Source organism: Alienimonas sp. DA493, from assembly GCF_043951915.1.
Classification (GTDB): Bacteria; Planctomycetota; Planctomycetia; order Planctomycetales; family Planctomycetaceae; genus Alienimonas.
Window position 1 is genome coordinate 1 of the sequence record NZ_JBINJD010000162.1, and the last position, 11456, is coordinate 11456.

The window sequence follows — 11456 nt, forward strand, 5'->3', positions numbered from 1 at the left end:
CGCAGCCGGGCGCCGAGGCTGTTCTCGATCCGCCCGACGACCTCGCCGAGCCGGGGCGCCGCCGGGACCGGGGCCGGGGGGCCGGCGGTCGTCGCGGCGGCCGGCCCGCGGGCCTCCCGGTAGATCGACCAGGCGACCGAGCAGCACAGCAGCAACGACGCCGCCAGGGCGACGCGGCGCCACCGCTCGCCGCGACGCCGGACGCCGGCGGGGTTCAGCAGTTCCGCGTCGGGGGCCGCGGCCTCCAGCGGCCGCTGCGCCACCGTGCCGTGCTCCCAAGCCAGCATCGCGTGCAGCTGACAGTGCTGCACGTAGACGTCGCGCAGGTCCGGGGACGCCGCGAGCAGCGCCGCGATCCGGTCCGCCCGCGCCGCGTTCGCGGGGCCGTGCAGCTGGAGCTCCAGCAACTCCGACAGCTCCCGCTCCGCCGCTTGTTCCGCTGCGTCGCTGCGCAGCCGGTCGACGTGGGGCCGGTCCGGGGCGGCCGGGTCGGCGTCCGGCGGGTCGGGGGGAGTCCCGGTCACGACGTCGCCCCCGTGGCGGACCCGGCGTTGACGCAGCGGATCAGGGCGGCGCGGGCGCGGAACAACGCCTGCTTCAGCGCGTTGGTCGTCAGGTCGGCTTCGGCGGCGATCTGGTCCAGCGTCTTCGTCCCGGAGTAGCGGAGCCGCACGAACGTCCGCTGCCGGTCGTTCAGCTTTTCCAAGCAGTCCCGCAGGCGCTTCTGGCGTTCCGGGTACCGGTTGTCGAGCTTCTCGGCCCGGGCGGCGAGGTCGTCGAGCAGGGCGTCGTCGAACACGAGTTTGTCCCGCAGGCGCTTCTTTCGGCTGGCCAGCGCTTCGTAATAGGCGACCCGGAACGCCCAGGCGATGAAGTTCGTCCCAGGCTCGAACTGGTCGGCCTTCTCCCACAAGACGGTGTTGGTCTGTTGCAGAACGTCCTCCGCCTCGTTCGGGTCCAGGACCAACGACAGGACGTAAGCGTACAGCCGGTTCTGCGCGGCCGTGAGGTGGGCGACGAAGTCCGCGGTCGACGTCGGCATGTCCGGACAGTGACCTGCCGGGGGGGCGGGGGGAAGGACGGGCGGCCTGACGGGAACGGGCCCCGGCGGGGCGCAGTACCCAGGCGTCGCGAGAAGACAGCCGATCCCGCCCCTCAGGTTACGGGTCCCGGGAGGAAATTCGTGAAAATTTTGATCCTTTACCGGTTACTGCCATAACCTATCGGCTTCGACCGCTGTTTCTTTCCGGACCCTTCGGGCCCGACCCCTGCCCATTCCGGCTCTCGCCGGGCGGCTTCCCGCCGGGTCGGGCGCCTTTTTCGCCTATAAACTCTCGCTCGCCCTCCTACGACGACTTCGTTCATGCAACGCTCCCGCTCTCCCCGCGACGGCCGGGCCCGTCGCGGCTTCACGCTGATCGAACTGCTGGTGGTGATCGCGATCATCGCGATCCTCGTCTCCCTACTGCTGCCGGCCGTGCAGCAGGCGCGTGAGGCCGCCCGCCGCAGCCAGTGCCAGAACAACCTCAAGCAGATCGCGCTGGCGTTCCACAACTACCACAGCACCTACAATCTGTTCCCGCCGCAGGGCGGCGGCCCGCAGAACGGTCCGGAAGCGGCCCTCAGCGCCCTCGTGCCGCTGCTGCCGTACCTGGACCAAACGGCCCTGTGGAACCAGATGACCAAGCCGCTCGACACCGACGGTGACGGCACCCCGAACTATCCGGCCTTCGGCCCGTGGCCGGCCCCGTGGAGCGGGAACGACTACCCGCCGTTCCGGACCCAGGTCGCCACGTTCCTCTGCCCGTCCGACAACACCCAGGCGACCGGCGCCGGCGACACCAACTACGCGCTGAACCTCGGCGACAACGGCGTGTCGGGACCCGAAAGCGACGTCGGCTTGGCTCGGCGGACCTCCCGCGGGATGTTCATTTCGGTCTGGGGCCGGGCGTCCGGTCGTGAGTACCCCTGCACCGGCTTGGCGGACGCGCGTGACGGCACGACCAGCACGCTTCTCGTCGGCGAGATCGGTCGCTCCGGCAACAACCGCCGGTTCCAGTCGGCCTACGCCTACGGCGTGTCGGAGATGACCATCTCCAACGAAGGGTTCGAAGACCCTGAAACCAACTGCCTGAACAACCCGACCGTAATCGACCCGAACAACCCCGGGTTCTACAACGGCACCGTCGGGGTCGACGACTTCCGCGGCACGTCGTGGCCGACCGGTTGGGCGGCCATGACCGGCTTCCATACGATCCTGCCGCCGAACAGCCCCAGCTGCCGGCCGCACGGCAACTTCTACGACCGCCGCAGCGAAGGGATCTTTAGTGCCGGCAGTTACCACACCGGCGGCATCCAAGCCGCGATGTGCGACGGCTCGGTGACGTTCATCTCCGAGACCATCGACGCCGGCAACCTGAACGCCACGAATCCCAAAGTGGGCCAGAGCCCCTACGGGACCTGGGGCGCGTTGGGGAGCCGCGACGGCGGCGAGGTCACCGGCGAATTCTGATCGGGGCTCCGTCAGAGGCCGAACCGACGTTGATTCCGCCGCCCGTCCCCGGTTCGCCCGGGGGCGGGCGGTTTTCGTATTCCCTGAGCCCACGCGCCCCGATCAAGGCGCCGGTCGAACTCTCACAGCCCCAGCCGTTCGCGATAGAACTCGACGGTCGGCTTGAGACCCTCCTCCAGGCTCATCTGCGGTTCCCAGCCGAGCAGCCGCTTGGCCTTGGTGATGTCCGGGCGGCGCTTTTTCGGGTCGTCGGTGGGCAGGGGGAGATGCTTGAGTTCGCTGGGGCCGCCGACGATCTTCAACACCGCCTCGGCCAGTTCCAGCATGGTGAACTCGCCGGGGTTGCCGATGTTGACCGGGCCGGGGGCGGCGCCGTCCTCTTTCAATTCGTCGGCGGGCGGGTCGTAGTCGGTCAGGCGGAGGATGCCCTCGATCAGGTCGCTGACGAAGCAGAAGCTCCGCGTCTGGCTGCCGTCGCCGTAAACGGTCAGCGGTTCGCCCTTGAGGGCCTGACAGATAAAGTTGCTGACGACCCGGCCGTCGTTGGGGTCCATGCGGGGGCCGTAGGTGTTGAAGATCCGCACCATGCGGATCGGCATTTTATGTTCCCGGGCGTAGTTCACGCAGAGGCTTTCGGCGACGCGTTTGCCTTCGTCGTAGCAGCTGCGGGGGCCGATCGGGTTGACGTGGCCCCAATAATCTTCGGTCTGGGGGTGGACCTCCGGGTCGCCGTAGACCTCGCTGGTGCTGGTGTGCAGCAGGCGGGCGCCGCAGCGCTTGGCCAGGCCGAGGACGTTCACCATCCCCACGGTAGAGGTTTTGATCGTCTTGATGGGGTTCGCCTGATACGCCTCCGGGCTGGCGGGGCAGGCCATGTTGAAGACGACGTCCGCTTCGAGATAGAGCGGGTGGACGATGTCGTGGCGGACGACCTCGAAGTTGTTGTTCCCGATCAGGTGGCGGATGTTCCGCTTGGAGCCGGTGTAGAAGTTGTCGACGCAGATCACGTCGTCCCCCCGCTCCACGAGCCGGTCGCAGAGGTGGGAGCCGAGAAAGCCGGCGCCGCCGGTGACGAGTGCGGTGGCCATGAAAGTGGGCGGTGAGAGGGGATCGTTCGGTGGGACGAAGGGGAGGAGGGAGGGGTGATGAAGGAGGGGGTTGAAGACACTGGCGTCTCTCCTCCCTCCTCCCCCATCACCCCTCCCCAAACGCGACTTATTACGAAAGCGGAACCAGCGGCCCGGCCCCGTCCGCGCTGCGGGCGGACGCTTCGCAGCGGTCCACGTCGGCGGCGACGGCGGCGAGCTTGGCGCGGATGAGGTCAACCGCCATCTCGCCCATCGGCAGGCGGAAGGGCGGGTCGGCCAACTGGACGACCTGCCACATCAACTCCACCGCCTTGCGGGCGTCGCCGGGCTGATTGCCGTGCAACCCGCGAACGCGGTCGCGGCCGGCGCCGGCGGTCAGTTGGTAGTCGGTCCCCTCGGCGCCCGGGGCGGCGAGGCTGCGGCCGTGAAAATCGGTTCTGAAGCTGCTCGGCTCGATCAGCGTGACCTTGATCCCCAGCGGCTCGACCTCCTCCCGCAGGGCTTCGGACAGCGCCTCGACCGCGAACTTCGTCGCCGCGTAGAACCCGGTGCTGGCTCGGGCGACGTGCCCGGCGACGCTGGAGAGGTTCAGGACGTGCCCGGATTTCTGACCGCGGAGAACCGGCAGCGCGGCCCGGGTGACGTCCAGCAGCCCGTGCACGTTCACGTCGAACTGGCGGCGGACCTCGGCGTCCGGGGTGTCCTCGATGCCGCCGAACACGCCGAAGCCGGCGTTGTTGACCAGCACGTCGATCCGGCCGAAGCGGTCTTTCGCGGCGGCGACGGCGGCGTCGATCTGCTCCCGGTTCGTCACGTCCAGCGGGGCGACGAGGACCTGGGAGGGGTCCTCCGGCAGACGGCTCAGGCTCGACACGTCCCGGGCGGTGGCGACCAGGCGGGCGCCGCGCTCCAGAACCACGTCGCACAGCTGCCGGCCGAAGCCGCTCGAACAGCCGGTGACGAACCAGACGGGCGGGGCCGACTCGTGCGAGTCCGGGGCGGAGGCGGACATGGCGGTCGCGGGGGACGGATGCGGGGGCGGGCGGGGGGAGGATAGCGGCCCGTCGGCGGCGATTCCGCCGGGCGGCGGGGATTTCGCGTAACCTTGGGCCGCGGTTCCGTAATCCATTGGCGTACCGTCCCGCTCGCCCCGTCCGCTCCCATGCCCGCCGCCGCCTCAAACCCGGACACGTCGTCGGCCGCCCCGCCGACCGACCCGACGGCCGCCTCGCCGACCGACCAGGGGGCCTCCGACCCAGCCGCGACGGAACCGGCGTCGGGGAGGCCGGCGTCGGGGAAGCGGTGTCCGCAGTGTCGTTCCGCGTTGCCGGCGGACGCGCCGGCGGGGCTGTGCCCGCGGTGTTTGCTGTCGGGCGGGTTGATGTCGCAGTTGGGCTCGGCCACGGGCGGCGCCCCCGGGCGGTTCGTGGCGCCGGGGCTGGAGGAACTGGCGGAGCATTTCCCCGACCTCGATTTGCAGGCGATGCTCGGCCGCGGGGGGATGGGGGCGGTTTATAAAGCCCGGCAGGCGAAGCTGGACCGGGTGGTCGCCCTGAAGGTGCTCCCCCCGGAGGTCGGCCGCGACGACGCCTTCGCGGAGCGGTTCCTCCGCGAGGCCCGCACGCTGGCCCGGCTGAACCACCCGAACATCGTCCAGGTGTACGACTTCGGTCAGACGACCCCGCCGCCCGGCCCGGACGGAGAGCCGCGGGAGGGGCTCTTTTATTTCCTGATGGAGTACGTCGACGGGGCGAACCTGCGGGACGTGATGCAGCGGTCCCTGGAGGACGGCGGCGGGCCGATCGCCCCGGCGAAGGCGTTGGAGATCGTGCGGCAGATCTGCTCCGCGCTGCAGTTCGCCCACGCCCGCGGCATCGTGCACCGGGACGTGAAGCCGGAGAACATTCTGCTCGACCCGAACGGCGACGAGGGCCGCGGGACGGTCAAAATCGCGGACTTCGGCCTGGCCAAGCTGGGCCGCAGCGAGGACCTGACGACCGGCACGCCGTGGACGCTCACCGGCACCCGGCAGGCGATGGGCACGCCGCACTATATGGCCCCCGAACAGATGCGGGGCACCCGGGACGTGGACGCCCGGGCGGACATTTATTCCCTCGGCGTGGTCTTCTACGAACTGCTCACCGGCGAGCTGCCGCTGGGCCGCTTCGCCCCGCCGTCGCAGTTCCTCAAGACGAAAAGCGACTCCGACGCCCGGCTGGACGACATCATCCTGAAGGCGCTGGAGGGGGAGCCGGCGAAGCGGTACCAGAGCGTCTCCGACGTGCGGGCCGCGGTGGACAGCCTCGGCCTGCCCAGCGACCCGGCGACCCCGCAGATCGGCGGGCTCGATCTTTCCCCCGCCCCCGATTCGCCGGCGCCGTTCGGGGACGCGGCGAACGACGCGTCCCCGAGCGCCGTGCAAGTGACCTTCGGCGGGGCGGGCCAAGCCGGGGCGGCGCCCGCGCCCGTCCCGGGGAGCGACGGGGAGCGGCCGGAGCTGCGGGCCGCCTACGTGCGGGCGGTTCTGTGCGGCGTCGCGGCGGCGGTGTTCGGCCTGCTCGCGGCGGGCGGGGCGACCTGCGCCCTGATCGCCCTGTTCCTGGCCCACGGCCCTCTTTGGGAGGACATGGTCTTCGGGGGGCTGATCGCCGCGGCCGTCGGGGCGATGGTGCACCCGGCGTTCGCCGCCCTGGGGCGGGCCCGCCGTGCCGAGGCCCCCCCCTGGACCCCGGGCGCCGCGTTGGGGGAACTGCTGGCGGCCGTGTGGTTGCCGACGGCGGCGGGCACGGGGTTCGGGATGATCGTCACGTTGGTCGACGGCGACGTGGGCGTCGGCGTGCTGTGCGGCGTGGCGCTGACGATGGTCTTGGCGGTCTGGCAGACCGCGGCGCGTGCCGTCCCGCCGGGCTGGTGGCCGGACGTGTGGGGCTGGTACGACCGGCCGCCGCTCACCCCGCCGTCCGAACTCTCCCCCGCGCCCGCCCCGCCGCGGCCGGAGGCGGCTGCGGTCGCTCGGGACGCCCCCCCGGAGGCCGAGCCGCTCCCGGACGGCCTCGACGCCCGCCGGGTCGCGGAGGTGCGGCGGAACCTGCGCGTCACCGCCTCGCTGCTGATCGGTCTGGCTGGGGCGACGCTGACCTTGGGCGCGGCGCTGATCGTCGCCTCCGCCTTCCTGTACGGTCCGGAGGCGGACGACGCGCTGGAGGTCGGCTTGCTGTGCGTACTGTTCGCCGGGAGCGTGCGAATCGTCGGGGGAATGTTCCTGGCCCACCGCCCGCCCGGTTTTGAACTGGGCGATCTGCGGGTGGACACGTCCCTCTGGCTGATCGACCTGTGGGATTGCCTCGTCACCCTGCTGTGGACCGCCGCGGCGACCGCCTTCGTCGCCCTGCCGACCGCGATCCTGGGCATCAGCTACGAGGCGCCGGTGTGGTTCGGCGCGTCCGCGGGGCTGCTGGCGGCCGGGTGGGCGACGCTGCGGCGGCGGACGGCGCCGCTGTGGTGGCCGCCGGGCTGGGGCTGGCGGTCGGAGCGGGGCGAAGCGCTGGGCGGCGTCGGCCCGGTCGCGGGGATGATCAGCCGCTGGCCGATCGTCCGCACCCTGCCCGGCGGGCTCAGCCGGCCGGCGATCTGGGCGGCGGTCTGGCTGCTGACGATCCCGGCGGCGGGGCTCTGCTGGCTCGTCACCGTCAACACGACCCGCGGGCCGGGCGACGTGCCTCCGCCCGTGTGGGTCTTCCTGTTCGCCCTTAGCTGCGCGGCGGTCGCCGCCCCGCTGACCGTGCCGCTGCTGGGCTGGGCGGCGGTGCGGCAGGTGCGGACCTCGCGGGCCCGCGGCGACGACCCGCCGGTCCGCGGCCGCCGGCTGGCCGTGTTCTGCACCTGGTTCGTGCCGGCCTGCCTGATCGTCGGGATGTTCGCGGGAGCGGCCGGCGGGGCCTTGGGCGTGTGGTACTACGAGTTCGACGGCGCCGCCGGGCTGCACCGGTGGGAGCAGGACCTGCACGTCGGCCTCGCCGCCGCGGCGGGGGCCGTGATCGGGCTGGTTCTCGCCGGGCTGTTGTGGGTGAAGCTCAGCCGGCTCAGCCGCGGCCCGGTTCCCCCCGCGCCCCGGCCTGAACCGCCCCCCGGCGCCCCGCAGGACACCGGCGCCGGGCTGAGCCGGGTGTTCCGCCCGCCGGTCGACCCAGCCACCGGCCGCCGGCAGTGGGGGGAGACGGTCGCCGCGGTCTGCGCCGCCACGGTCGTGCTGCTGGCCGCCCTGTGGTGGTGGGCCTCGCCGCGGCTGGGGGCCGACCGCGCCGCCCCCCCCGCGGCGTCTCAGAGACAGCGGGCGGCGCCGAATTCGTCCGCGGGCGAAGTCGCGATTGCCGTCACGGACGACCCCCACGAGACAATTCAGTCTGCCACGCCGGACCTCGCCCGGCACCTGTCGTGGCGGGTGTTCGCCGAGGTCGACCGGGCGGAGAACCTGCCCTGGTACGGCCGGCTGCGGCTCACGCCCACCTGGATCAGCGGGCTGAAGCTGGACCCCGGGCAGGTCGAGGCGCTGGAGGCCGCCGCCAACCGCGTCCGCCGGGAGTGGGCCGAGTTGATGGCCGCGGAGGCGACGGCGGGCGTCAACGAGGCCGGCTCCGTCACCTTCCGCTTCCCGGACATCTCACAGCGGGAGCAGCGCTGGGAACGGGACTTCTACGACGAGATCGACCCCCTGCTGAGCGTCGCCCAACAGCGGGCCCTGCGGGAGCGGCTGACGTTCGCCAACGATATGCCGTCCACCCTCGTCGCCCTAAACCATACCCAGACCTCGCTGCTGCCGGTCGGGGCGTACACGGCGCTGGTCTCGCTGGGCCGACAGGGGGAGTGGTACGACACGATCTACGCGAGCGGCCGCTCCCGCGTCCCCGGCAAAGCGGCGGAGACCCCCGCCCGGACGCTGCCGCCCCGGCTGCAGTTCCTCGAGGGGGCTCTGGAGCGGGTCAAGCGGGGCGAACCGGCCTTCCCGGACCCCGCCGCCGAGGAGGCCCGCCGAGCCGCCGCCGACGCCAAGTCGGTCCCGCCGCCCGCCGGTCTGGAGGACTACGCCGGCCCGGTGTTCGAATTGAACTACGGCCCGAACGACCCCTGGTACGGCCGGCTGAGCGTTCCCGCCGAAGACCGGCGGGCGCTTGGCCTGACGGACGCCCAGACCGTCGTGCTGACCGACGCCGCCAACGCCGTCCGCCGGCAGTGGGGCGAGGCGACCGCGGCCGGCGCGACCGTGGAGAAACAGGCGGACGGGGCCGTCGAGTTCCGCTTCCCGAACCTCGACGCCGAGGCCGAACGGTGGGAGCGGGAGTTCTGGGCGACCCTCGCCCCGGCGTTCGACCCGGCCCGCCAGGCGGCGCTGCGGGACCGGATTCACTTCCAGCCGCACTACCCCGAAAGCGCGACCGCCCCGAACGTCGGCTACACGCTGCTGGTCCCCACGGGCGTCGACGCGGTCCGCCGGGCGACCGTGGCGAAGTACGGCGACTGGTACGATTTGGTCGACCTGCCGGTGCGGGGCGGCAACGGGCGGGGGCTCACGGAACTGCCCCCGGCGTTGCGGTTCCTCGACCCGGCCCTGGACCGCCTCGCGAAGGGCGAACCGGCGTTCCCCGGGCCGGCCGCCGACGAGACGCCGTAACGCCGAGGCCTCGCGGGGCCTCGGCGTTACGCGGCGGGATGACGGCGATACACTCGCCCGCATGTCCGATTCGCCCGCCGTCCCGTCCGAACCGTTCCCGCTGCCCGCCGCGGACGATCCGCACTTTAGTGAGGAGATCCTCGCCCAGGTCGAGGCGGTCCTGGAGGAGTGCGAGAAGAAGACCCGGCCGCCGGAGGTCGTGCCGTACCGCGATCAGTTGTTCGCCCTGTTCGCCGCCGCCTACGACGCCGGGCTGACGGAAGACCCGGACGAGCGGGCGCCGGGCGCCCCGACGGAGGATCTGTCGGCGGACGGGCTCTGCAAGGCGCTGGGGGAGAAGTGGGGTCTCGCCGCCGCCGCCCAGGCGAACCCGGAGGAGGGCCCGGCGCTGTCGGCCCAGCACGTCGCCAAGCTGCGGTTGCTGTGGAGCCTGATGCGGATGTGGATGGACTGGGATCTCGCGTGGCGCCGCTGGCCCGATTACCATTGATCGGTCCGCCGCCGGGCGTTTCGTTCCGGGGGAGGCGTGCGGCGTCGGGGACTTCGGTTTCCCGAAGTTTTGCCGTCCGCTATCGTACGGATCGCAGTTGATTACCGTGGTACGTTCTGTCTCCTGTCATGTTGCCGACCCCGACGGACCGGGCCGTTCCATCGGACGCCGCGTCCTCCCGATCGCCCGCTGAACAGGGCGGCGACGAAGCGGGCGAACCCGGCTCGCAAAGCGGCGGGGAGGAGTCGGCGTCGGTCCGGCGCGAGGTCTCGGTCCGGAACGGGGCGGCGGCCGAGGCGGTCGCGGCGGCCCGGCTGGGGGTGTACGACTTCGATCTGATCGCCGGCGCCGCGACGTGGTCGGAACACGCCCTGGAAATCTACGGCGGGTTCGACGCCCCGCCCTCCACGGTGCAGTTGCGGGCCCGGGTGCACCCGCTGGACTGGCCGAAGCTGTACGCCGCCCGGCAGGACGCCGACCGCCACGCCGCCCTCGCCCTGGCCCGCCGCCGCGTCCGGGGGAACGGGGAGCGGGGGGCCGACGAGGCGCTCCCGCCGCTGCCGACCGACGTGCTGCACCGGATCATCCGGCCGGACGGGGCGCTGCGGTGGGTGCGGGCGACGGGGGAGTACCAGTTCCGGGCGGACGGCACGCCGCGGCGGAGCGTGGGCGTGTTGCGGGACGTGACCGAGGAGATGGGCGAGCGCGCCCGCCTCGCCGCCGAGATCGAACGCGGCCGCCGGGCCCTCGACGCCGCCGGCCTGGGCACCTTCGACTTCGACGCCCGCACCGACGCGGTCCGCTGGGACGGGGCGACCAAGCGCATCTTCGGCCTGCCCGAGAGCGCCCCGGACGAGCGCCCGCTGACGGAGGTGCTGGAGCAAATTCACCCCGAGGACCGCGAACTGCTCTGCGTCGCGATCTCCCGCTCGATGGACCCCCACGTCGGCGGCCGCTACGACGCCCACCACCGCATCGTGCGGGCGGACGGCGTCGTACGACGCATCGCGTGGCGGTCGATCGTCGAGTTCGCCGAGGGGTACGGCGGCCGCCACGCCGTTCGGACCGTCGGCACGATCGAGGACGTCACCGACGACCCCGACACGCCGTCCGCCGAGTAACGCTCGACGCGGCGTCCTTGTGAGCCCGAAGCGCAAGCGAGGGTGGACGGCTCCGAACCCCGCTTGCGCTTCGGGCTCACATTTTCAGGCTCACATTGAGGTCGCTGGAACGCCCCGCCCTCACAACGTCGCGGCCGCCCCGTAGGTCAGAAACAGGGCGACGAATAACGCATTCAGCAGGACGTACCCCGCCGTCAGCCACCACGCGGTGAGGTGTTCCTTCACGTCGAAGGCCCCCAACAAACAGAGCCGCACCCCCCAGAACAGGGCCAGGTATCCGCACACCGCCCGGGCCAGCGGGGTCCCGGAGGCCAACTCCCCCGGCAGCCCGGCGGCGATCAGCCCGAACGCCAGGATCGTGCCGAACGTATAGACGGCGTACGTCCAATACATCTGCCGGTGCAGCGCCGGCAGGCCGCCGAGGGCCGTCTTCCACTCCAACCGAAACGGCACGAGCGCCGAGGCGATGAGAATCCCCAACTGGCCGATCCCGGCCAGCCGCACGCAGGTTTCTAAAGTCATTCGTCAAGTCGCGGGCGAGGTGGATTCAATGCGTCTTACTAACCCGAAGCGTCAG

The 11456-nt window shown here is 71.9% G+C and carries 8 protein-coding genes and 1 pseudogene; 4 read left to right on the forward strand and 5 right to left on the reverse strand.

The window, feature by feature from the left end; all coding sequences use genetic code 11:
• Positions 1–524: pseudogene (locus ACG2DA_RS18730) on the reverse strand (hypothetical protein); the annotation flags it as partial.
• A complete protein-coding gene (locus ACG2DA_RS18735; RefSeq protein ID WP_395257650.1) occupies positions 521–1042 on the reverse strand; it encodes a sigma-70 family RNA polymerase sigma factor in 522 nt (173 codons plus the stop codon). The pseudogene ACG2DA_RS18730 and the gene ACG2DA_RS18735, both read right to left, overlap by 4 nt.
• 321 nt (positions 1043–1363) lie before the next feature.
• On the opposite strand from ACG2DA_RS18735, the gene ACG2DA_RS18740 reads away from it, so the two are divergent.
• Positions 1364–2512: a DUF1559 domain-containing protein gene (locus ACG2DA_RS18740; RefSeq protein WP_395257652.1), complete on the forward strand. Its 1149-nt coding sequence runs from the start codon at positions 1364–1366 to the stop codon at positions 2510–2512.
• 122 nt (positions 2513–2634) lie between these two features.
• On the opposite strand, the gene ACG2DA_RS18745 is transcribed toward ACG2DA_RS18740, so the two are convergent.
• Both ACG2DA_RS18745 and ACG2DA_RS18750 read right to left on the reverse strand, forming a co-directional pair.
• Positions 2635–3600, reverse strand: coding sequence for a UDP-glucuronic acid decarboxylase family protein (locus ACG2DA_RS18745; protein WP_395257654.1), 966 nt, complete (start codon positions 3598–3600; stop codon positions 2635–2637).
• 130 nt (positions 3601–3730) lie between these two features.
• Positions 3731–4612 (reverse strand): oxidoreductase, encoded by an 882-nt coding sequence (locus ACG2DA_RS18750; protein WP_395257656.1) that lies wholly within the window; start codon positions 4610–4612, stop codon positions 3731–3733.
• 369 nt (positions 4613–4981) lie between these two features.
• On the opposite strand from ACG2DA_RS18750, the gene ACG2DA_RS18755 reads away from it, so the two are divergent.
• The 3 genes from ACG2DA_RS18755 to ACG2DA_RS18765 all read left to right on the forward strand — a co-directional run bounded on the left by ACG2DA_RS18755 (position 4982) and on the right by ACG2DA_RS18765 (position 10879).
• Positions 4982–9268 carry a protein kinase gene (locus ACG2DA_RS18755; protein ID WP_395257658.1) on the forward strand — a complete coding sequence of 1429 codons (4287 nt, stop codon included), beginning with the start codon at positions 4982–4984 and terminating at the stop codon, positions 9266–9268.
• 61 nt (positions 9269–9329) lie between these two features.
• Entirely contained in the window at positions 9330–9758 is a 429-nt protein-coding gene (locus tag ACG2DA_RS18760; RefSeq protein ID WP_395257660.1) for a hypothetical protein, read from the forward strand.
• Positions 9759–9886: 128 nt separating this feature from the next.
• Positions 9887–10879, forward strand: a complete 993-nt coding sequence (locus ACG2DA_RS18765; RefSeq protein WP_395257662.1) for a PAS domain-containing protein — start codon at positions 9887–9889, stop codon at positions 10877–10879.
• Between the two features lie 120 nt (positions 10880–10999).
• On the opposite strand, the gene ACG2DA_RS18770 is transcribed toward ACG2DA_RS18765, so the two are convergent.
• Entirely contained in the window at positions 11000–11401 is a 402-nt protein-coding gene (locus ACG2DA_RS18770; RefSeq protein ID WP_395257664.1) for a hypothetical protein, read from the reverse strand.
• Positions 11402–11456 lie beyond the last annotated feature (55 nt).

Coding starts and splice junctions, on each gene's coding strand:
- ACG2DA_RS18735 (WP_395257650.1), bottom strand. CDS start 1,042: ATGCCGACGTCGACCGCGGACTTCGTCGCCCACCTCACGGCCGCGCAG.
- ACG2DA_RS18740 (WP_395257652.1), top strand. CDS start 1,364: ATGCAACGCTCCCGCTCTCCCCGCGACGGCCGGGCCCGTCGCGGCTTC.
- ACG2DA_RS18745 (WP_395257654.1), bottom strand. CDS start 3,600: ATGGCCACCGCACTCGTCACCGGCGGCGCCGGCTTTCTCGGCTCCCAC.
- ACG2DA_RS18750 (WP_395257656.1), bottom strand. CDS start 4,612: ATGTCCGCCTCCGCCCCGGACTCGCACGAGTCGGCCCCGCCCGTCTGG.
- ACG2DA_RS18755 (WP_395257658.1), top strand. CDS start 4,982: ATGTCGCAGTTGGGCTCGGCCACGGGCGGCGCCCCCGGGCGGTTCGTG.
- ACG2DA_RS18760 (WP_395257660.1), top strand. CDS start 9,330: ATGTCCGATTCGCCCGCCGTCCCGTCCGAACCGTTCCCGCTGCCCGCC.
- ACG2DA_RS18765 (WP_395257662.1), top strand. CDS start 9,887: ATGTTGCCGACCCCGACGGACCGGGCCGTTCCATCGGACGCCGCGTCC.
- ACG2DA_RS18770 (WP_395257664.1), bottom strand. CDS start 11,401: ATGACTTTAGAAACCTGCGTGCGGCTGGCCGGGATCGGCCAGTTGGGG.